Raw genomic sequence first — 20,171 nt, forward strand, 5'->3', positions numbered from 1 at the left:
TTCGCATCGTAGGCCGCAATGACGCACCCTCGGAAAATCACTTCGGCGACATGCGCGCCGGCGGCGTCCGCGATAAATGCGCGCGCCGCCCACCGCCGCGTCAAGCGATGAGCGAATGATTGAGGAGAAAGTGATTAGGAGGCGGACTCAACACGCAGCCATAGCCTAATCGACGCGAGCTGAACGAACGCAAGATAGTTCGCCGCCAGCTTGTCGTAGCGCGTTGCGACTCGGCGACAGTGCTTGATCTTGTTGAAGAACCGTTCAACCAAATTGCAGGCTCGATAGAGCTACGGGTTCAAGCAAAGCATTGATCCTGATTTGAGCCGAGACAGCATTTTGTCCGCGAGCGGGTTGTCATGCGCCTCACCGCCCGTCAGCGCGAGCCGGATTGGCAGGCCGTTGGTATCGACTACCGCATGTATCTTGCGGGTCAGCCCGTCGCGTTGGCAATTGCTGGTATTCGACCTGTGCGCCCGGAGTCAGGATAGGCAGCGATGACAAAGGCTCGGCTGCGCGGTTTTCGTAAGAGTTTGAACCGTCTGCCTCGTGATAACGACCAAGAACCATGCATGAGATTCACTCGGGTCGCTAAATACGCCGTCGAGCAATAAGCCGTCTACGGTAGCAAATGACCCGATGTCCAGCAGCATTTTAGGTGGGTTGGGAGCGCTATCGAAAATGCCAATCGGGCAGAGATCATGTTCGACATTCTGATAACCCTCTTGGTTATTCTGTCTTTCGGCTTTCCCGCCGTGCCATGGTTCTTTGGTGCGCGATGGGGGTTGAGAGGAGTTTGGCTCAGTACAGGATTTGCCGTAGTCATCCTGCTATGTTTTTTTCCAATATTGTTTTGGGTTGCATGCGGTGCCTGTGGGCAGGGCGCGCTAGCCATCTTTATGCTGGGGCCGATCTGGATTGGTTCGGCATTGCTTACGGTCACTTCGGCGGCATTCTCTTACTACAAGTTTGCGCGCTAACATCCGCAAGACCGCGAAGGCGCTGGGGGTAACGATACCCTCCACGCTGGGCATCGCAGATGATTGAGTAAAGCATCAGCGATGTCGGCTTTCGGCACCATGCGTCGTGTTAGATCGCCGCAAAATTTCAGTCGCAAACGGGAAGAAGCGACATTCAGCGAGTTGCGCTGACTATGCCGGATTATGAGTACGCGCCCTGGGTAGCGAACGCATGTCGTGAGGCTTGGGCGCTGGGATGCCCGATCATCAAAAGAGGCTGAAGATGCGCGAGGGCCGCCCCGTCCAATTAGCGCACGATCTTGATATTCGGGCCCTTTGGTTTGGGCTGCGGCTGCTCCTGCGTTGCCGCCACGCATTCATATTGCGGCCACTTCGGTAACCGCTCATCGAGATTCACTTCGCGCCATTTCGGATGGCCGTTCACATCCAGCCAACCCTTGTTCTCGCGGATAATCTGGGCCACCTTGGCCACGTTTTGGCACTGCTCGCCGGCGTAGCTGAACGTTATCAGAACGGCTTTGACCGCTACCGTTCTCACCTCGGATTCCTGCCATTTGTACGTGCCCGCCGGGATGACTGTCGTGACATAGCTGTCGAGGGCCTTGTCGTCCAACCCGATGAGCTGGAATTTATCGTCGACCGTTGTGTTCTCCGAAAACAGCGTTGCCGGCGCGCCGGCCACATAGAACATCGCGTCAATTTCGCCCCTGCGCAGCGCCTCCAGCGCTTCCTTGCCCCCGAGGAATACCTCTTTCGAGGGCGTGATCCCCGTCTGGAAGAAAATCGTCTTTGCGGTCAGGTACGTGCCGCTTCGTTGAGGACCTATCGCAACACGTTTGCCGTGCAGGTCGTGCAGCGTTTTCAAGGAGAGATCACCGAGGACATGGACCTCCTCCTTGTAAAGCGGATAAACGGCGGCAAGCTTGGCGGCGATAGCTTTCAGTTCATTGTCGTCGGAAATGTCGCGGATATAGTCGAGCACGTCCGACTGCACGATACCGAGTTGGACGCCGCGCTTTCTGCGAACATCGAATACGTTCTGAATAGAGCCGGCCGATTCAAAAACCTGCAAGGAGATGCGGCTCGGTTCGGCGATCTTCTTGATGTCCTCGCCAATCTTGATGTAGGTGCCAGTTGCACCACCGGTGACAATTCCCATCTGCGGCCCAGACGAGAGGGACATAGCAAGCACAACGGCCAAAACGGGAAGCTTCATCACTTACAACCTTGCGTTATAACCATGTCACAAATCGCGTAGTATGGTGGCGCGTCATGCGCACGTTCAGGTTTCCGATGTGGAACTTTGCTCGCCTGGCCGGCGAGCCTGGCTCAATGCCCCCCGGGCGGCGTGGGGATATTCCCGCCTTTTGTTATGCGTTTTTTTTCATTCATCAACTCGATCACGCGTTTCAGGACGTGACGGTGACGTCGGCAGGATAAGGGAACCTGTGAACGGACGGCTGCGTGACGCGAGTACGGCGATTTCAGAGAGACAGTTGTGGCGGATCTGGTGAGATAATTACGGCGAGTCTAGGGCGTGAAGGCAGGAAAGATCTACCTCTGGATGTCTAGTGTTCCGTTGGTCACACCGAGAGCTTCGTGCAGCCACGCCGGGAGCAGCGCGTGTCGATTTGCTTTCCTTGCAAACGCAATTCGCGGCGAGCGCTGCGACAAATCAACACGAGGGCAAATCACTTCTGATTTTCAGAAATCATGTCAAGCGTGGGAATCAAAAATATTCCGCTTCCCTTTTCGGGCAAACCAGCGGCATGACTCCGCCCGTCTCACGGCAAGATGAGGGGCGCTTCGCGATCGTCACGAACGTGCGGTGAGATGCGATGGACGCTGATGTCACGACGACGGACGTGACGTGAGGCGTACGGCGAAGTCGTGTGGTTCGGACGCCGCGGTGCTGGCGTTAAGTCATGCGGAAGTTTTCCGCGCGGCGACGGAGGCAAAAGAGCCGTTCTCCGGGAAGAGCACGAAGTAAGCCGTAAACCCATTGCGCAGGGAAGGCCGGGATGCTCCCGCTGTACCTGTATGCTCGTGTGCGTCTCTTGCTATGCGCAACGGCACACGAGACCTCGGGTGCAGCAAGCACCCGGTCTTCCCTGCGCCCTCTGATCTCGATGAGGGCAAACGACGATGCAAACCTCGGGCGTCAGCGCCGCGAGAATGCGAAACTGTATTCACGTCATTGCGAGCGGAGCGAAGCAATCCATTGCCACCTCATGCGCCGAAAGGTGGATTGCTTCGCTGCGCTCGCAATGACGGAGAGGCCGACCGCAACCTCCTAATCCCGCTCCGGTGGATTCTCCCTCAGAAACCGCTCCACGCCGTCCTGCACCGAATAAGGCAGCGGGATTGGATCGCCCTGATGGTCTACCGCGCGGTCGAGGCAGAGGCGCACCATGCGCGCCAGTTCGGCCTTGCGGTAGGGCTTTGCGAGCAGCAGCACGCCCTCGCCGGGCCGCCTGTCGACGTCGAACGCACCGAAGGTGTTACCGGAGGTGTAGAGCACCCGCAGCGGCGTGCGCAGTTCGGCGGCCTTTTGCGCGAGCTGCCGGCCGTTCATGGCGCCGGGCATGACGATATCGGTGAACAGGAGATCGAACGGCGTGCCGGCATTGATCAGGTCGAGCGCCTGCGCCGCGTTGGCGGCGGCAATGACCTTGTAGCCGAGGCTTTCGAGCCGACCGATGACATGCGCACGGACGACATCGTCATCCTCCACGCAGAGGATGGTTTCCGTTCCGCCGCGCAGCTCTCCATCCGACGCCGGCGGCGCGGCGCCGGCTTGCGGCATTTCCAAGGGCTCGGCGTTAGCCTTCGGCAGATAGATGCGGAAGCAGGCGCCCTTCCCCTCCTCGCCGTCGACCACGACGCCGCCGCCGGACTGTTTTGCAAATCCGAACACCATGCTCAGCCCAAGGCCCGTGCCGGTGCCGAACTGCTTGGTCGAAAAGAACGGCTCGAAAACCCGGTCGCGTATCCCAGCCGGAATGCCGGCGCCGCTGTCGATGACCTCGATAGTGACGTAGTCGCCGGGGCCGAGCCCGGCCAGTTCAGCGTCACCATCCTCGCGCGTGAAATTCGCGGTCCTGAACAAAAGCCTGCCGCCCTCGGGCATGGCGTCGCGGGCATTGATCGCGAGATTGACCAGCGCGGAAGAGAGTTGGCCGCGATCGACCAGCGCCGGCCAGGCCCGATCACTCAGCGCGGTCTCGATCTCGATCTGTCGTCCGAGCGTCGACGACAGCAATTGCACCACGTCCTCGACCAGGCCGTTGACGTCGGTCTCGCGCGGCCGCAGGGGCTGTTTGCGGGCAAAGGCCAGCAGGTTGGCCGTGAGCTGCGAGGCGCGACCGGCGGCATCGTCGATCATCCGAACGATCGAAGCGAGCGCGGGATCGTGCTTGACGCCGTCGGCCAGGATTTCGATCGTGCCTGTGATCACGGTCAGCATGTTGTTGAAGTCGTGGGCGATGCCGCCGGTCATTTGCCCGACCGATTCCATTTTCTGTGCCTGGAACAATTGCTCCTCCGCGGCGCGCTTGGCGGTGATGTCCCTGACGAAGGCGTTGATGATATGCCCCTCGCCGCGGCGCAGCGCGGTAAACGAAACCTCGGCGAAGAATTCGCGGCCGTCCTTTTGCAGCAGCGGCGTTTCGTATCGTCCGCCGACCCCGCTGCCTTCGGCCTCGCTCAGGAACCGATCGAGCCATTGCCGGTACAATACGCGCAGCGGTTCCGGAAACAGAAGTTCTTCCACGCTCCTGCCGACGGCCTCGGCGCGCGTCCACCCCATCAAGGCCTCGGCGTGTGGGGACCAGTTGAGGACGACGCAGCGTTCATCGGTCTGGACAAAGGCATCGAGCGCGCCTTCGATGATGGCTTGCGCCATTTCGCTGTCGATCGTTATCCGGTGCGAACGTCCCTGCTCCGGACCACTGCGAATATCCGCGCTCGCAGCGGCGTCGAGCCGTTTGAGCCGAAAACCGGCAAATCCGGCCACAACCGCAAGCACACCGGCCGTTGCAGCGCCCGCCAGCGCGGCGCCGACGATTGTCACCAGCGCGCTGACCGGCGGGGCACGTGTCGCCAAGTAATAGCTCACGGCGCCCACGACGCAGGACGTCACGACGACCAGCAAAATCATCGCCAGCGCGAGACGTCCAGGTTGCGTCATGGCAGCCTTACCAATCTGTGGATGATCGAAAATTTAGCCGACTTCCCGGACCCGATCCCATCTTTTCCGCCCCGTAAAATTACGGATCGGACCGGCGGCGGCGTCCCCGGTTCAATTCGCGCGGTGCGCCTTGAGCGCCGCCCCGAACGCTTCGAACAAGGTGCGATTGATCGGGTTGCGCTGCGGGTCGTATTCGGCGTGCCACTGGACGCCGAGCGCAAAGCTCGAGGCGTCCGCGATCCTGATAGCTTCGATGGTGCCGTCCTCGGCAATGCCTTCGATGACGACGCGCTCGCCGGGTTCGAGGATACCCTGCCCGTGCAACGAATTGACCCGGATGGTTTCGCAGCCGAGCAGGCTTGCAAAGGTGCCGCCGGGCGTGAGGTGGACGTCGTGGCGGTCGGCGAACACGACCGTCGGGTCGGGATGGATCTCGCCATTCTCCAGCCGCGGCATGCGGTGGTTCATGCGGCCGGGGATCTCGCGGATTTCCGGATGCAGCGAGCCGCCGAAGGCGACGTTCATCTCCTGCAGGCCGCGGCAGATGCCGAAGATCGGCACGCCGCGGGCGACACAGGCCTCCGTCAGCGCCAGCGCGACGTCGTCGCGGTGGATGTCGTAGGGCTCGTGCTTCTCATGCGGCTCGGTCTTGAAGCGGGTGGGATGCACATTGGCGCGGGCGCCGGTCAGAATCACCCCGTCGACGACGTCGAGCAGCGCGCCGATATCGGTAATCTCGGGCGAGCCCGCAAACATCAGCGGCAATGCGCCTGCGACGTCGGTGACCGCGCGCAAATTGCGTTCTCCGACCATCTGGGTCTGGAAACGATTTTCGACGCGATAGGCGTTCCCGATCACACCGACCACGGGCCGTCTCATCGCAAGTTTTCCGCTGTCATCGTCCTGTGCAAGGATCTTCTGGGTTGGGTCATGATTGGAGAAGATAATGCCTGCGGCACGGCTGCGGATCAATATCCGCAGGGCGGCAGCGGAGCTGCCTTGCTATTTTCGCGTGAAGGCCTCCCGGGCTTCGATCCCGTCGACCCCGGGCAGACCGGCGGCCCGGAGCGCCGAGGCTGCCGGATTGCCGGCATCATCCAGCCAGGGCAATTTGGCCCGGATTCCGCGCGTGACCGGCTCGCCCAGCGCGCCACCGAAATCGAGCGGCCAGTATCCGTTCGGCACCACCTCAGTCGATATCTCCTGCAGGCGATAGCCCTTGCCGAGCACCGCTTCGGCATCATCGGGGGCTACCTGCCGCGCGCTGCCGGGTGTGGCCGGGTCGGCAAAGCTGACGAGCACCGGAATCAGCTCGCCCTTCACCGGCACGATTCCGGTCTGCCGGCTCATCTCGCTGAACGGCACGCGCTTGCCGGCGGCCGCGCCATAGGCACGCAAGGCCACATAGTTAATGTCATCGAGCACGAGCTTGTTGTCGACATGGGCGAGCAGCGCGACGAGGTTCTTGCCCTGCCCGAGATCGACGAAAACGGCGTCGCCGAGGGTGCGGGTCTGGCCCCGGCGGGTGTAGCTGCGGTCGGGATGGACGGCGACGACGCCGGATGCCGATTTGCGCCCCTCCGGGGTCTCGACCTCGACCGTCAGGCGATATTTGTGGGCGGGACGGTTGATCCTGATCTGGTCGCCGATCACCAGCGCCGCCAGCAGCGCCAGCGGACCGAACCATTTGAAACTCATCTCGTCCTCGCCGGCGTCATATTAGTTCGCGCACCGCTTGGCATACCTGACGCGCCAGCGTCAAACCGGCGCGTGCGCCGGCGCTTGATCCCGGCCGCGTTTTGTCGAAAGACTGGCCGGTCAATGTCTCGCGAGAAGGAATCAACGTGACAGGTCCGGCTGACAATCGCCTTCAGGCCCGCAGCGACATGGCGTGGGCGATCTCGGTCGGGGGCATCGGCGTCGTGCTGTTCGCCGCGCTGCTTGCGTTCACCTGGCACTTCGCCGCAACGCTGTTTTTGATCTTTTCCGGCATGCTGCTCGGCGTCGCGCTCAACGCCATGAGCAATTTGCTCGGGCGCGTGGTGCGGCTGCCGCATGCGCTGCGACTGACGACGGTCTGCCTGGTGGTCGCGGGCATGCTGTCCGGCATCCTCTTTCTCGGCGGCACCACGATCGCCCAGCAGACGACGGCGCTGAGCAAGACGCTCAAGTCGCAGCTCGTCAGCGTCAAGGGCTTTCTCGACCAAAACGGTATCGACACCAGCTTCTTCGATTTCGGCACGCTGTCATCGACGTCGGACGACGGCTCGCCGGCACCCGCCGCACCGCCGACGCCGCACGCGCTTCCGAGCGCCGGCACGATTGCAGCCAGCGGCGGCGCGATCTTCAGCCAGAGCCTGAAACTGGTTCTGGGCACGGCCAGCGCCGTCGGAAACTTCTTCATCGTGCTGTTTCTGGGGATCGCATTCGCGACCCAGCCCGGCGTCTACCGCGACGGGCTGTTGTTCATGGCGCCCGCAAAGCATCGCACACGCGCGGTGGCAATCGTCGACCGGATCGGCGAGACGCTGGAGCGCTGGCTGATCGCGCAGATCATCACCATGGTCGCGGTATTTCTGGTGACCTGGATCGGGCTATCGATCATCGGCATCCAGAGTTCGTTCATCCTGGGCATCCAGGCAGGCCTGCTTGCCTTCATTCCGACGGTCGGCGCCATCCTCGGCGGGCTGATCGTGGTGCTGGCGAGCCTCGCCTCGGGATGGGTCGCCGCCCTCTCCGCCTTCATCCTGTTCCTCGGCGTGCATGCGCTGGAAAGCTACGTGCTGACGCCGATCATCCAGCGCCAGGCGCTGGATATTCCACCCGCCACGCTGTTCGCATTCCAGATCCTGCTCGGCGTCGTCTTCGGCATCTGGGGGCTGGCGCTCGCGCTGCCCCTGATGGCGATTGCCAAGGTGATGATCGACCACTTCAAGGCGGAAGCCGCGCCAACGCAAGTGATGGCGGCGTGACGGTCTCAGCCCGCCGTGGTCAGCACCGTCTCGGTATGCTCGACCTCGGGGGGCGAAGCGAAATACAGCCCGACCAGCGCGCGCCAGGCGGTGAAATCCTCCGAGCCGCGGAAATCCACCGTGTGGTTTTCCAACGTCTCCCACTTCGCCACCAGCCGGTAGCGCTGCGGCTTCTCGATCGATTTGTGCAGCTCGAACCCCTTGCCGCCCTTGGCGCGCAGGAACAGCGGGCGCGCCTTGGCGACGGCCGCTTCAAAATCCTTCTCGGTGCCCGGCTTGACGTCGATTTGTGCGATTTCAGTGATCATCGGTTACGCCTTCTCATGGGAATGGCCGTATCTAACCCAGCTACCCCAAAAGCAAAAGGCGGATGCATCGGCGTTGCTGCGATGCACGATACCGCAAGCGTGAGGAAATCGCGCGCGTGACATGCTCCCGCCGCAACCCTCGTTTGATGTACGCTATCGCCAAACAAGGAGCGGCAAGCTCGTGGTCACGGGGAGAGAAACGATGAATCTCGGTCGGACCCTATTTGCATTCACCTTGGCATCAGCAGGCGTGCTCGGCTTCATGGCGGCACCATCGCGCGCACAGCAGCCGGCGGTCGCGATCGACAATGACGATATCGGCGGCGTGGTGGCCGGACCCAACGGGCCAGAGGCCGGCGTCTGGGTCATCGCCGAGACCAACGAGTTGCCGACGAAGTTCGCCAGGACCGTCGTCACCGACGATCAGGGACGCTACGTGATCCCCGACCTGCCACTGAACGTGAACTACACGATCTGGGTCCGCGGCTATGGGCTGGTGGATTCGCCGAAGCTGCGTGCCAAGCCCGGCCAGCAGCTCAATCTCACGGCGGTCCCGGCGCCGAACGAGGCGGCTGCGGCGCACTACTATTCGGCGATCTACTGGTACACGATGATGAAGATCCCACCGGCCAAGGATTTCGGCGGCTCCACCGAAATCCCGAAGGAGATCACGCAGGACATCTGGCGCCAGCGCATGAACAATGTCGACTGCATCGGCTGCCATCAACTCGGCCAGGAATCCACGCGCACGATCCCGGGCGCGTTCGGCGAGTTCAAATCGGGCGAGGAAGCCTGGATGCGGCGCGTCTCCTCAGGGCAGACCGGCGAATGGATGGTGAACCGGCTTGCGGGCCAAATGGGCGGCGTGCCGTTTAAATATTTCGGTGACTGGACCGATCGGGTCGCCAAGGGCGAACTGCCGAAATCCAAGCCGCCGCGGCCGGCCGGCTTCGAGCGCAACGTCGTCGTCACATCCTGGGAATGGGCGACCGAAAAACACTTCGTCCACGACCTGATTTCCTCGGACCGGCGCTATCCGACCGTCAACGCTTACGGCCCGCTGTTCGGCGCGAATGAATATTCGTCCGACGACATGCCGATCCTCGATCCGAAAACGCACAAGGTGACGTTCTCAAAGATGCCGGTTGCCGATCCCAACGCGCCGGAATCGTTCGGCCCGCCGCTCCATGGCACCGCCCTGCTCAATCCGGTCAGTCCTTCGGCCTATTGGGGTGACGAGAAGATCTGGAGCCAGCGGACCAACAATCACAACAGCATGTTCGACAAGAAGGGCCGCGTGTGGCTCGCGGCGGCCGTACGCGGCATTGAAAATCCGGCGTACTGCCGCAAGGGATCCGACCATCCGTCGGCGAAGGCCTTTCCGCTCGAACGTTCGGGACGGCAAGTGACGGTGTTCGATCCCAAGACCCAGAAGTACGCCTTCGTCGATACCTGCTTCGGCACCCATCACCCGCAGTTCGGCTATGATGCGGACGATACGCTTTGGGTATCGGGCACCGGCCCCGTTGCCGGCTGGGTCAATACCAAGCTATGGGACGAGACCGGCGATGCCATCAAAGCACAGGGCTGGGCGCCATTCGTGCTCGATACCAACGGCAACGGCAAGGTCGACGAATACACCGAGCCGGGCAAGCCGGCGGAGGCCGGCAAGGACATGCGGGTCGCAGGCTCCGGCCCCTACGCGGTGATGCCGCATCCGACCGACGGCTCGGTCTGGTACACCGTCAACGTCTTCGTCGGCCAGCCCGGTTTCATGCGCTTCGATCCCAAGACCAAGCTGTCCGAATTCTACGCCATCCCGAAGGAAGGCATCGGCGTTCGCGGCGGCGACATCGACAAGAACGGCGTGCTGTGGGGCTCGGGCTCGAACGGCAGCCTGATCCGCTTCGATCGCAGCAAATGCAAGGCGCCGCTGAACGGGCCGGAGGCCACCGGCAACCACTGCCCGGAGGGTTTCGCCTACTTCAAATATCCGGGCCCGGGCTTCGAGGGTTTCGAAAACTCCAGCGCCGAGGCGAGCTACTACACCTGGGTCGATCACCACAACACGGTCGGCCTTGGCGAAAACATCCCGATTTCCACCGCCAACCTCAACGACGGCTTCGTCGCCTTCAAGGACGGGCAGATGGTGATGCTGCGCATTCCCTACCCGCTCGGCTTCTTCGCCAAGGGCCTCGACGGACGTATCGACGATCCGAACGCCGGCTGGAAGGGGCGCGGCCTCTGGAGTTCGAGCGGCGATCGGACGCCGTGGCTGATGGAGGGAGGCAAAGGCTCAAAGCCGCGGGCGGTGCACATTCAGGTGCGGCCCGATCCATTGGCAAAGTAAAGGATTCTAGCTGAACAGCAGGGCCGCGCCGGCCACCATCAGCGCGCAGCCGATGAACAGAATGGCAGGCCAGCGCATTCTGCGCTGATCATAGCGCCCCTGCGCACGGCGCTCGGTGATGAGCGCCATCTCGTATTCTTCCGAGGTCGAGAACATGCAGCCGAAACCGCCGCGGGCGGAGGCCGCCGCCGCTTCGAGCGACATCAGGGCAGCCTGTGGGTTTGGTCGGCGGTGTGAATCCATAAGCAAATGATATGGACGGAATGGTAAACGGGAGGTTACCGCACCGTCTCCATCCGGAGATCAATTCAAAAGTTTTGAATTAGTCTCCGGACGCATCGTGTTGTTCGTACGCGATGTTTGCGAAAGCGCTGATTGCGCCCTACTCCAGCTTGATGTTGGCAGCCTCGATGACCTTCTTCCACCGCGTCGTCTCGGACGCGATGTAGGCCGCGAACGGCTGGGCATCGAGCGCCATGGCATCGGCGCCGAGTTCGGCCATCTTCTGCTTCGTCTCCGGCTGCTGCATGAAGGCCCGGATCTCCGCCGACAGTTTTTCGACGATCGGCTTCGGCGTCGCAGCCGGGACGAAGAAGCCGTGCCAGGCGACCGCCTCGAAGCCGGGCAGGAACTCGGCGACGGTGGGAAGGTTCGGATCGAACGACGCGCGCTTGGGCGTCGCGGCCGCGATCAGCGCGAGCTTGCCGTCCTTGGCCTGCGGCAGAAGCAGCGGCACGTTGTCGAAGGCAAGATCGATCTGTCCGCTGATGAGATCCGTCAGCATCGTGCTCGAGCCCTTGTAGGGCACATGCACCATCTTGGTCCCCGTCATCTGCTGGAACAATTCGGCCGCCAGATGCTGCGAGGTGCCGACGCCGGCCGAACCGAACGAGACCTTTTCTGGATTGGCCTTCAGGTAGGCGATCAGGTCCGGCAGCGTCCGCGCCTTGATCTTGTCGGGGTTCACGACCAGAACGTTGGGAACCATGCTGATCTGGACGATCGGCTGCAAATCCTTGTCGGGCTGGTAGCTGAGCTTCGGACCGTACAGCGACGGATTGATCGCAAGCGCGGATGTGCTGGCGAGGCCCAGGGTCAGGCCATCAGGCGCCGAACGCGCCAGCCGCGTGACACCGACGATGCTGCCGGCGCCGCCGACATTCTCGACCACGAACGGCTTGCCGAGCTTGGCCTGAAGATGATTGGCGACCATGCGCGCGAAGATATCGGCGGTGCCGCCGGCGGCGAAGGGAACGATCACGCTCACCTGCCTGGAAGGATACGCGTCCTCCGCCTTCGCAGGAGCCGCCAGCAGCATTGCCGACGCAAGAATAAGCCACATAGATCTCATCGAAGTTTCCTCTGCTTGTTATTGGTTTACTGCCGCCGCGCCCGTAGCGAGTTGGCTAAAACGCCGTCTCGTACATCTTCAAAATTTCGTCGCGGGAGAGATCGCGCGGGTTGTTGTCGAGCAGGCGGCGAATGGCATGGGCCTCGTCCGCCATGGTGCCGAGATCGTCCTTGGGAACGCCGAGCGCGGACAGGCGCATCTCGATGCCGAGATCGGCGCAGAATTGATAGGTGGCGTCGAACGCAGCCGCGGGAACGTTGCGTTCCGGCAGGCCGAGCGCATGCAGCACCGCGACGGTCTTTACCGATATCTCCGGCATGTTGAACGCCAGCGTATGCGGAAAGATCACCGCGCAGGCGAGGCCATGCGCCACATGGTGCCGCGTGCCGAGCGGATAGGCCACCGCGTGGCCGGCTGTCGTGTTCACCGGGCCGAGGCAATAGCCGCCATAGAGCGAGGCCAGCGCCAGGCCCGCACGGGCCTCGCGATCGCTGCCGTCGGCAACGGCGCGCCGCAGGTAGCGTCCGACCAGCCGCGCACCATCGATCGCGTAGAGGTCGATCGCGGGATGTGCCTTGCGGCTGGTGTAGGCCTCGACGCAATGTGCCAGCGCGTCGACACCGGTTGCCGCCGTGACATCCCGCGGCACGGTCATCGTCAGGTCGGGATCGACGATGGCGATATCGGCGAGCATGAAGCGGCTCTGCACGGCGAGCTTGTTGCGGCTGGCCGGATCGGTGACGAGCGCGCGGGTGCCGGCTTCGCTGCCCGTCCCGGAGGTGGTCGGAATCTGCATCAGCGCGACGCTACGGCCAGCAACCTTCTCGGCACCCACGATGTCGGCAAAAGCCGCTTCACCGGTGCAGAGCACGGCCACCAGCTTGGCGAGATCCATCGCGCTGCCGCCGCCGAAACCGACGACGAGATCGGGCGCGGCCTCGCGCGCCATCGCGACCGCCTTTTCGAGATTGGGCAGATCCGGCTCGGGCTTCACATCGCCGAACACCTTGACCGCGCCGGGCAGCGCCAGTTGATCGACGCGACGCGCGTTGAAGGAATCCGAGATCACCAATGGCCGTCGCGCGCCGATCCGCTCCGCAAAGCGCGCCGCAGCGGCGATGGTCCCACATCCGAACTCGACGGTGGTGGGACGAAGGATCTCGATCGGCGTGAAGGAATTGGTCATTGGGCGTCCGGCTATTGCTTGGAAGATGAGGAAATGCCGCCGGCCAGGCGCTCGGCGTAGTCGATGGCCTCGATCAGGCTGTGTTCGTTGGCGATGCCTTTGCCCGCGATGTCGAAGGCGGTGCCGTGATCGACGGAGGTGCGGATGATCGGCAAGCCCAGCGTGATGTTGACGCCGGACAGTTCCTGCCAGCGGCCGGTCGCGGGATCGACCTGGAAGCCGAGCAGCTTTACCGGGATGTGCCCTTGGTCGTGATACATCGCGACCGCGGCATCGAACTGGCCGGCACGAAGCTTGACGAAAATGGTATCGCCGGGCACCGGGCCGACGACGTCGAGACCGTCGGCCACCGCCTTGGCGATGGTCGGCGCCGAGACGTCGATATCCTGCCGGCCGAACAACCCGCCCTCGCCGGCATGCGGATTGAGCGCCGCAATGGCGATCTTCGGGCGCGCGATGCCGAGCCGCAACAACGCGTCGTTGGTGAGATCGATCACCTGGCGCAGCCGCTCCGGGGTCAACCGCTTCGGCACGTCCTCCAGCGCCACATGGGTCGAGACATGGCTGACACGCATGTTGCCATGAGCGAGCAGCATCACCGAGCCGCGCACGCCGGTGAGATGCGCCAGCATCTCGGTGTGCCCGGGATAGTGAAAGCCTGCCTTGTTGAGCGCTTCCTTGTTCAACGGCGCGGTTACGATGGCCGCGGTCCGGCCGGCCTGCGTCAGCCGCACGCCCTGCTCGACCGCCTTGTACGCAAAGCGCCCGCCGTCGGCGCTGAGCACGCCCGGGTGGATCGGCGTGCCTTCGGCGTCGGCTTGCAGAAAGCAGAGATTGGGCCAGTCGCGGCCATCGGCGGTAACTTGCGGAATCGCGACACTTGCGCCGAGCGCGGCCTTGGCGCCCTCCAGCGCAGCACCGCTGCCGATGATCAGGAGACGCAGGTCGCCCTTCGCGATCCGCTCCTGCAATCCAATGCAGGCCTTGACGATGATCTCGGGACCGATCCCGGCGGGATCGCCCATGGTGATCGCAAGATGGCGAGAGGTCATGTCAGTTTCCCTGTGCTGAGCAATTGATTGTCATGGAGCAGATCGCGCCATAGCTCCCTTGTACCAAACGCTCCGGATTTGGAGATCACGTCAACGCCAGCCCAACGGCCGCCCTGCAGGGACGAGCGCGGCAGCCCCGGCACGAGGCGCCCGGCGACCTGCAACGCCTGCGCATCGAGCGCGACACAGACCGCCTTCAACGTCTCGCCCCCGGCAACGATCAGCGTGCCGGGAGGATCAAGCGCTGCCATCAGCGTCGTCATTTCCCGCGCGATCCGGCGTGCCGCCTCGGCGCGCGACAGGCCCTCGGCAAGCGAAAACTTGACCAGCACCACGCCGTCATCGGCAAGCTTGCGCTGCACCCGCGCCGCGCCTCCAACCTCGCCTTCGGCAATGGTGACGACAGCCTCGCCGCACGCCTCAAGCTGGGATGCGGTGACGACCTGATCGGAGCCAAACAGTCCGAGCACCGGCTTCTTCAAACGACGTGACACACTGGCGTCGCGGCCGCGCGCCAGGGCGCCGGCCAATCCGCCGCTCCCGCACCACAGCACGGGCGTGGCCAGGCTTCGCCCCATCTCAACCACGCGGTCGAGATCGCGGTCGCTCTCCGCGTCGAAAATCTGAACGCCGCCATGTGACAACGTATCGAGCCGGCCTTGCCGGGCGTCGATGCGTTCCGCGTGGAGTTGGGCCAGAAGGTTGGCGCCGACCGGATGCCAGTCGCCTTCCTGCGTGCGCGCGAACTGCTGACCGTCGCAGGTGCGGCGTCCCTGGTACTCGAAGGCTGGCGCAACAACGCAAGCTGCCCAATGACCGCTGCGCAGGCAGGCGCCGAGTTCGGCGGCCCACGCTCCACGCAACAGGCTATCGACCTTTTTGTAGGCGATCGTGCCTTCACCAAGCAGTGGAGCCAGCCGTCCGACGATCTCGACGCTCTCAGCCTTGGCGAGCTCGCGCGTTCCGCTATCGATCGCAAGACTTCGCGGCGCATTCGTCGAGAGCGCCTCCGGCCAGGTCACGTCGAACGGTCCGCACAGCCCGACGAACTCGGCCGCGGTGTCGAGCGCACCGGTGAGGTCGTCGGCGAGAAGGCGGACGCTCGTCATCGTCATGCCGCTCCCGCGCGCTTATTCGCGAAGATCTTGTCCGGATTCATCAGGCCGTTCGGATCGAGCAATTGCTTGATGCGGCGCATCAGGTCTATATCGAGCGGATCGGCGACGCGCGCGAGCCGGCCGCGATTGGTGATGCCGATGCCGTGCTCGGCGCTGATGGCGCCACCCTGCGCTGCGGTCTCGTCGTCGACGATCTCGTTGATCTCAGCCACCAGTGCCGCCGTCGCGGCGGGGTCACGGCAGCGATCGCGGTCGATCAGGGCGATCACATGAATATTGCCGTCGCCGATATGGCCATGCATCACCACGCGGGCATGGGGAACGGCCGCGTTGATCCTGGCCTCGACATTGGTGACGAACGCTGCCTGCCGCTCCAGCGGAACCACGCTGTCGTGCGACACCACATGGCCGCTGCGCTTGTTGCCTTCGGAGACGCTGTGCCGCACCGCCCAGATCGCCTTCGCCTGCGCGAGGCTCGATGCGAGCACGGCATCTTCAGCCAACCCCGCATCCATCGCGTCCGACAGCACGGTGGCCAGCGGCTCGTTGAGATCGATCCCGGCCAGCGTGTCGGTCAGTTCGACGATCAGGTACCACGGCGTGGTAAGTTCGAAGGGAATGGTGACATGCGGCACGGTCTCGGCGATCGCCTCGATCTGGCTGCGCGACATGATTTCGAGACTACCGAGCCGGTCGCCGACCGCGCCGCGCAAATGCTGCATGATCTGCAGGGCCTGCTCGACGCTCTGCAGCTTGAGCAGCGCCAAAGCCGAACTGCGCGGTGGCGCGAACAGTTTCAGCACCGCTGCGGTGACGATACCGAGCGTGCCTTCCGCACCGATGAAAAGCTGCTTGAGCGCGTAGCCCGTGTTGTCCTTGCGCAGCGCGCGCAGGCCGTTGAAGATGCGCCCGTCCGGCAGCACCACTTCCAGCCCGAGCACCAGATCGCGCATCGGCCCGTAGCGCAGCACCGCCGTGCCGCCGGCATTGGTGGAGATATTGCCGCCGATCTGGCAGGAGCCCTCGGCACCGAGACTCAACGGAAAATAGCGATCCGCCGCCATGGCCGCAGCCTGCACCTCGGCGAGGATGCAGCCGGCCTCAACTGTAATGGTGTTGGCGAGCGGGCTGACGTCGCGCACGCGCCGCATGCGGTCGAGCCGGATCACGACATTGAAGGCGCCGTCGTCCGGCGTCGCGGCGCCGCACATACCGGTGTTGCCGCCCTGCGGCACGATCGAGAGTCGATTGTCGGCACAATAGCGGACGACGGCCGCCGCCTCGGCGGTCGAGCCGGGCTTGACGACCGCAACAGCACGGCCGCGATAGCGTCCGCGCCAGTCCACCACATAGGGCTCCTGATCGCCGGAGGAATCGATGACGTAATTGTCGCCGACGATATCAGCCAGGCCAGCAAGCACTTCCTGGAAGGATTCGGACATCGGATCGCCTCGTCGCCGGCGCCGCGCTAGGCGACCGCCGCGGCATTCGCGCCGGCGTTCGCAAGCAGCTCTTTCAAATACGAAGCCGGCAGGGATTCCAGCGGCGGCCGCAGGCGCTGCCATCCGGGATGGCCGGTGCGCTCCGCGACCAGCGCCTTCAGCGATGCCATCTGCGAAAAGCGTGAGACAAGCTCGCGCGCCTTCACGATGCGCGCCTGTGCCGCCGCGAGGTCGGCTTCATCGTCGCCCTTGCCGAAATGCCGATAGACATGGGCAAGGTCGCGCGCGACCAAATTGGATGTCGCGGTGATGCACCCCGCACCGCCCTTGCGCAACAGCGGCAGGAGCAGCGGATCCGCACCGGTCAGCACCGAAAAGCCCGGAAAGCGCTCGACCATCGCGGTCATGTTGGCGAAATCGCCGGAGGAATCCTTGATGCCGACGAAGGTCGCCGGATAGGCCGCGCGCAGCCGCTCGATCAGTGCATGCGAGATCGGCTGCATCGACATCTGCGGAATATGGTAGAGCACGATCTTGAGCCGCGCATCGCCAAGCCGCTGCACGACTTCGCTGTAGGAGGCGTAGACGCCATCGTCGGTGACGCCCTTGTAGTAGAATGGCGGCAGCATCACCACGGTATCGACGCCGACCGAAAGCGCATGACGCGTCAGCGCGATGGTATCGCTGAGCGCCGCGACGCCTGTTCCGGGCAGCAGCTTGTTCGGCACGATGCCGTCCCGTACGACGGCCTCGAGCAGCGCCGTACGTTCGCTGACCGAAAAGGAGTTGGCCTCGCCGGTGGTGCCGAGCATCGCGATGCCGTCGCATCCCTCGCTCAGGAGATAGCGGCAATGCGCGACGAAGCGCGCGTGATCGGGGGCGAGCTCGGCGTCAAGCGGCGTCAGTGCGGCACAGAACACGCCATGAGGATGCAGGGATGATGTCGACAAAAGTTCCTCCGATCGCCCGAATCCCATTGTTCGGAATGCGAACATTTGTTATATTTGCTGCACTCTCCTAGAGCCGGACCGGCGCTGCCGTCAAGGGCCGCCAGCCCGGCGTTCTTGCAAGCGGGCATTGACGAGATGGCAAAGACCTCGAAGCGCGCGCCGACCGCCGCGCCGAAAAATCCGAAGAACTACGTCGCATCCGTCGGCAAGGCCTTTGCGGTGCTGCAGAGCTTTTCCAGCGACGCCTTCGAACTGACGCTCAGCGAGATTGCCGCGCGCGCCGATCTCGATCGCGGAACGGCGTTTCGGCTGATTCAGACGCTGATCGAACTCGGCTATCTCCAGCCCGTTCCGCAGAGCCGCCGGTTCCGGCTCGGCGTCGCCTGTCTCGATCTCGGCTACACGGTGTTGTCAGGCGGAACGCTGCGCGCCCTGGCCGAACCGTTGCTGCGCGACCTCGTGCCGGCGGTGAGCGACGCAGCCTCGCTCGGCGCACTCGACGGAGGCGACGTGATCTACCTCGCCCGCGTCGGCACCGGGCTCGACCGGCACAAGATGGATCGCCGGCCCGGCGCCCGCATTCCGGCTTATAGCGCCGCCCTCGGCCATATCCTGCTGGCGCACCTGCCGCGGGACGAGCAAGTACGCCGGCTGGAATTGCGGCCACGCATCAAATTGTCGGAGCGAACGCTGACGGATCTCGATGCCCTGCTCGAGCGGCTCGATCTGGTGAAGCGGCACGGCCACGCGATCTCCGACGGCGAAAACGCTTACGGCCTGCGCACGCTGGCAGCGCCGATCTTCGATGCGCAAGGCTCGGTGACGGCCGGTTTGAGCGTGACGGTCGATGCGACGCGCATGGAGATGGCGGCGTTCCGCGACCAGGCCCTGCCCCCACTGACGCGTGTCGCAGCCGTCGTGCAGGATCTCGCGATCAAGGCCGGCCTGTCGAACTAGCGGCGCGTCCGCGTTCCGCTAGCTCGTTGCCGTCGCCTGCCGTGCGGAAGCCGCGCGCCCGGCGCTCTTGCGCCGCCACTTCTCCAGCGACAGCGGCAATTCTTCGGCGGCCTCGACCCGGTTACGGCCAGTGCGCTTGGCCTGATAGAGCGCGGTGTCGGCGGCCGCCAGCAGCACCTCGAGCTCCGTGCCCGCCGGACCGCCGGCAACGCCGATGCTGACCGTGGTGACGACCGGGCCTTCCTCGCAGACGATGTTGGACGCCTCGAACGCCTCGCGCACCCGCTCGGCCACGATCACGCCCTCCTCCAGCGGACACGCCAGCAGCGCCGCAAACTCCTCGCCGCCGATGCGCCCCGACAGGTCGCTGATGCGCAAACTGCTGACCACGACGGTGGAGAACAGTTTGAGAATTTCGTCGCCGGCAGGATGGCCGAAGCGGTCATTGATGCTCTTGAAATGGTCGATGTCGAAAATCAGTACGGTCACCGGCCGCCCCGCGGCGGCCTCGCGTTCGATCACGCGGTTGCAGGCTTCCGTAAAGCCGCGGCGGTTCAACATGCCGCTCAGGGGATCGACCGAGGCCGCAGTCTTGTGCACCGTCACGGCGCGGTCCGATACCAGCATGAAGATGACGAAAACAGTGCCGATCGCATACAGGATCAGTTCGATCGAGAATGCCGTCACCCAGATGCTGCTGACAAAAGTCTCGTCATGCGGGCGCAGCAGGCTGCCGAGCAGGAGCGGCAGCATCAGCACGCAACCATGCATCACCGGCACGGCAATCGACGGCCAGCGCGTCTGCATCGTCCGGCGCCGCTCGTTCCACAATTCGGATGCTGTCAGCGCGGCGTAGATCGCGACGATCGACGCGCCGACGATCAACCGCATGGCCGGGTTCAGCGACGGCAAGGCCAGCATCGTGCCAACCCAGACGACCGCGCCGAGCACCAGTCCCAACAGATTGGGCTTGCGGCCGTGGAATACGCGCGAGGCGTTCCAAACCATGCCGCAGGCGATGAAGCCAACCGCGTGCAGCGCCAGCAACAACGGCTCGCCGAGCGCAGCACCGCCGATGGTCCAGATCGCGACCGAGGCCGCGCCAAGCAGATAGGCCGACCCCCACCACTTCAAGGCCGGAATGTTGTCCTGCTTGCCGAACAGCACCAGCATGGCCCCGAGCATGCCCGCGACCATCGTGGCAAACAGATATAGCGTGGAAGTATCGAATGACATGGGCTCACCCGAACGCGTGTGATGCTACTTGTTCGGCGCACACTGGAATGCAATTTCGCGCCATCGCATCATCGACACTA

17 protein-coding genes and 1 pseudogene are annotated in these 20,171 nt (G+C 63.7%); 4 read left to right on the top strand and 14 right to left on the bottom strand.

The genetic code is table 11. The annotated features are described in order from the left end of the window. Positions 1-134: 134 nt before the first annotated feature. Positions 135-446, bottom strand: a pseudogene (locus LMTR21_RS41590) (transposase family protein); the annotation flags it as partial. 255 nt (positions 447-701) lie between these two features. On the opposite strand from LMTR21_RS41590, the gene LMTR21_RS22525 reads away from it, so the two are divergent. Further along, a complete protein-coding gene (locus tag LMTR21_RS22525) occupies positions 702-980 on the top strand; it encodes a hypothetical protein (protein WP_065750639.1) in 279 nt (92 codons plus the stop codon). A gap of 286 nt (positions 981-1,266) precedes the next feature. Here LMTR21_RS22525 and LMTR21_RS22530 read toward each other — a convergent pair whose 3' ends face one another. From LMTR21_RS22530 to LMTR21_RS22545, 4 genes are all read right to left on the bottom strand, one after another. Further along, on the bottom strand, positions 1,267-2,196 hold the full coding sequence (locus tag LMTR21_RS22530; RefSeq protein ID WP_065750638.1) for a TAXI family TRAP transporter solute-binding subunit: 930 nt from the start codon (positions 2,194-2,196) through the stop codon (positions 1,267-1,269). 1,077 nt (positions 2,197-3,273) lie between these two features. Then, positions 3,274-5,169, bottom strand: coding sequence for a hybrid sensor histidine kinase/response regulator (locus LMTR21_RS22535; protein WP_065750637.1), 1,896 nt, complete (start codon positions 5,167-5,169; stop codon positions 3,274-3,276). Positions 5,170-5,280: 111 nt separating this feature from the next. After that, positions 5,281-6,048 (bottom strand): gamma-glutamyl-gamma-aminobutyrate hydrolase family protein, encoded by a 768-nt coding sequence (locus LMTR21_RS22540; RefSeq protein WP_065750727.1) that lies wholly within the window; start codon positions 6,046-6,048, stop codon positions 5,281-5,283. Between the two features lie 123 nt (positions 6,049-6,171). Next, positions 6,172-6,867 (bottom strand): hypothetical protein, encoded by a 696-nt coding sequence (locus LMTR21_RS22545; RefSeq protein WP_065750636.1) that lies wholly within the window; start codon positions 6,865-6,867, stop codon positions 6,172-6,174. 146 nt (positions 6,868-7,013) lie between these two features. Here LMTR21_RS22545 and LMTR21_RS22550 point away from each other — a divergent pair, with 146 nt between their 5' ends. Further along, positions 7,014-8,141 carry an AI-2E family transporter gene (locus tag LMTR21_RS22550; RefSeq protein ID WP_065750635.1) on the top strand — a complete coding sequence of 376 codons (1,128 nt, stop codon included), beginning with the start codon at positions 7,014-7,016 and terminating at the stop codon, positions 8,139-8,141. Between the two features lie 5 nt (positions 8,142-8,146). Here LMTR21_RS22550 and LMTR21_RS22555 read toward each other — a convergent pair whose 3' ends face one another. After that, positions 8,147-8,449 (bottom strand): antibiotic biosynthesis monooxygenase family protein, encoded by a 303-nt coding sequence (locus LMTR21_RS22555; RefSeq protein ID WP_065750634.1) that lies wholly within the window; start codon positions 8,447-8,449, stop codon positions 8,147-8,149. 202 nt (positions 8,450-8,651) lie between these two features. On the opposite strand from LMTR21_RS22555, the gene LMTR21_RS22560 reads away from it, so the two are divergent. Further along, positions 8,652-10,799 carry a carboxypeptidase-like regulatory domain-containing protein gene (locus LMTR21_RS22560; protein WP_065750633.1) on the top strand — a complete coding sequence of 716 codons (2,148 nt, stop codon included), beginning with the start codon at positions 8,652-8,654 and terminating at the stop codon, positions 10,797-10,799. Positions 10,800-10,805: 6 nt separating this feature from the next. Here LMTR21_RS22560 and LMTR21_RS22565 read toward each other — a convergent pair whose 3' ends face one another. From LMTR21_RS22565 to LMTR21_RS22595, 7 genes are all read right to left on the bottom strand, one after another. Beyond that, positions 10,806-11,042, bottom strand: a complete 237-nt coding sequence (locus tag LMTR21_RS22565) for a hypothetical protein (RefSeq protein ID WP_065750632.1) — start codon at positions 11,040-11,042, stop codon at positions 10,806-10,808. Between the two features lie 139 nt (positions 11,043-11,181). Beyond that, on the bottom strand, positions 11,182-12,150 hold the full coding sequence (locus LMTR21_RS22570) for a Bug family tripartite tricarboxylate transporter substrate binding protein (protein ID WP_065750631.1): 969 nt from the start codon (positions 12,148-12,150) through the stop codon (positions 11,182-11,184). Positions 12,151-12,205: 55 nt separating this feature from the next. After that, positions 12,206-13,336 carry an iron-containing alcohol dehydrogenase gene (locus tag LMTR21_RS22575; RefSeq protein ID WP_065750630.1) on the bottom strand — a complete coding sequence of 377 codons (1,131 nt, stop codon included), beginning with the start codon at positions 13,334-13,336 and terminating at the stop codon, positions 12,206-12,208. Between the two features lie 11 nt (positions 13,337-13,347). Then, on the bottom strand, positions 13,348-14,388 hold the full coding sequence (gene pdxA, locus LMTR21_RS22580) for a 4-hydroxythreonine-4-phosphate dehydrogenase PdxA (RefSeq protein WP_065750629.1): 1,041 nt from the start codon (positions 14,386-14,388) through the stop codon (positions 13,348-13,350). Continuing rightward, a complete protein-coding gene (locus LMTR21_RS22585; RefSeq protein ID WP_065750726.1) occupies positions 14,385-15,497 on the bottom strand; it encodes a four-carbon acid sugar kinase family protein in 1,113 nt (370 codons plus the stop codon). Before LMTR21_RS22585 ends, pdxA begins: the two co-directional genes overlap by 4 nt. A 2-nt stretch (positions 15,498-15,499) precedes the next feature. Continuing rightward, the gene (locus tag LMTR21_RS22590) at positions 15,500-16,948 is read right to left on the bottom strand and encodes an FAD-binding oxidoreductase (RefSeq protein ID WP_065750628.1); all 1,449 of its coding nucleotides are present in this window, start codon (positions 16,946-16,948) and stop codon (positions 15,500-15,502) included. A 26-nt stretch (positions 16,949-16,974) separates the two neighbouring features. Continuing rightward, a complete protein-coding gene (locus tag LMTR21_RS22595) occupies positions 16,975-17,898 on the bottom strand; it encodes a dihydrodipicolinate synthase family protein (protein ID WP_065750725.1) in 924 nt (307 codons plus the stop codon). Positions 17,899-18,033: 135 nt separating this feature from the next. Here LMTR21_RS22595 and LMTR21_RS22600 point away from each other — a divergent pair, with 135 nt between their 5' ends. After that, on the top strand, positions 18,034-18,855 hold the full coding sequence (locus LMTR21_RS22600) for an IclR family transcriptional regulator (RefSeq protein WP_065750627.1): 822 nt from the start codon (positions 18,034-18,036) through the stop codon (positions 18,853-18,855). A gap of 18 nt (positions 18,856-18,873) precedes the next feature. Here the strand turns inward: LMTR21_RS22600 and LMTR21_RS22605 are convergent, their stop codons facing one another. Beyond that, positions 18,874-20,091 (bottom strand): GGDEF domain-containing protein, encoded by a 1,218-nt coding sequence (locus tag LMTR21_RS22605; RefSeq protein ID WP_065750626.1) that lies wholly within the window; start codon positions 20,089-20,091, stop codon positions 18,874-18,876. Between the last annotated feature and the right edge of the window lie 80 nt (positions 20,092-20,171).

The organism is Bradyrhizobium paxllaeri (assembly GCF_001693515.2).
Taxonomy (GTDB): Bacteria; Pseudomonadota; Alphaproteobacteria; order Rhizobiales; family Xanthobacteraceae; genus Bradyrhizobium; species Bradyrhizobium paxllaeri.

What these genes read in the sequence shown, in the direction of transcription:
- LMTR21_RS22525 (WP_065750639.1), top strand. Translation starts at nt 702, where the DNA reads ATGTTCGACATTCTGATAACCCTCTTGGTTATTCTGTCTTTCGGCTTT.
- LMTR21_RS22530 (WP_065750638.1), bottom strand. Translation starts at nt 2,196, where the DNA reads ATGAAGCTTCCCGTTTTGGCCGTTGTGCTTGCTATGTCCCTCTCGTCT.
- LMTR21_RS22535 (WP_065750637.1), bottom strand. Translation starts at nt 5,169, where the DNA reads ATGACGCAACCTGGACGTCTCGCGCTGGCGATGATTTTGCTGGTCGTC.
- LMTR21_RS22540 (WP_065750727.1), bottom strand. Translation starts at nt 6,048, where the DNA reads ATGAGACGGCCCGTGGTCGGTGTGATCGGGAACGCCTATCGCGTCGAA.
- LMTR21_RS22545 (WP_065750636.1), bottom strand. Translation starts at nt 6,867, where the DNA reads ATGAGTTTCAAATGGTTCGGTCCGCTGGCGCTGCTGGCGGCGCTGGTG.
- LMTR21_RS22555 (WP_065750634.1), bottom strand. Translation starts at nt 8,449, where the DNA reads ATGATCACTGAAATCGCACAAATCGACGTCAAGCCGGGCACCGAGAAG.
- LMTR21_RS22560 (WP_065750633.1), top strand. Translation starts at nt 8,652, where the DNA reads ATGAATCTCGGTCGGACCCTATTTGCATTCACCTTGGCATCAGCAGGC.
- LMTR21_RS22565 (WP_065750632.1), bottom strand. Translation starts at nt 11,042, where the DNA reads ATGGATTCACACCGCCGACCAAACCCACAGGCTGCCCTGATGTCGCTC.
- LMTR21_RS22570 (WP_065750631.1), bottom strand. Translation starts at nt 12,150, where the DNA reads ATGAGATCTATGTGGCTTATTCTTGCGTCGGCAATGCTGCTGGCGGCT.
- LMTR21_RS22575 (WP_065750630.1), bottom strand. Translation starts at nt 13,336, where the DNA reads ATGACCAATTCCTTCACGCCGATCGAGATCCTTCGTCCCACCACCGTC.
- pdxA (WP_065750629.1), bottom strand. Translation starts at nt 14,388, where the DNA reads ATGACCTCTCGCCATCTTGCGATCACCATGGGCGATCCCGCCGGGATC.
- LMTR21_RS22585 (WP_065750726.1), bottom strand. Translation starts at nt 15,497, where the DNA reads ATGACGAGCGTCCGCCTTCTCGCCGACGACCTCACCGGTGCGCTCGAC.
- LMTR21_RS22590 (WP_065750628.1), bottom strand. Translation starts at nt 16,948, where the DNA reads ATGTCCGAATCCTTCCAGGAAGTGCTTGCTGGCCTGGCTGATATCGTC.
- LMTR21_RS22600 (WP_065750627.1), top strand. Translation starts at nt 18,034, where the DNA reads ATGGCAAAGACCTCGAAGCGCGCGCCGACCGCCGCGCCGAAAAATCCG.
- LMTR21_RS22605 (WP_065750626.1), bottom strand. Translation starts at nt 20,091, where the DNA reads ATGTCATTCGATACTTCCACGCTATATCTGTTTGCCACGATGGTCGCG.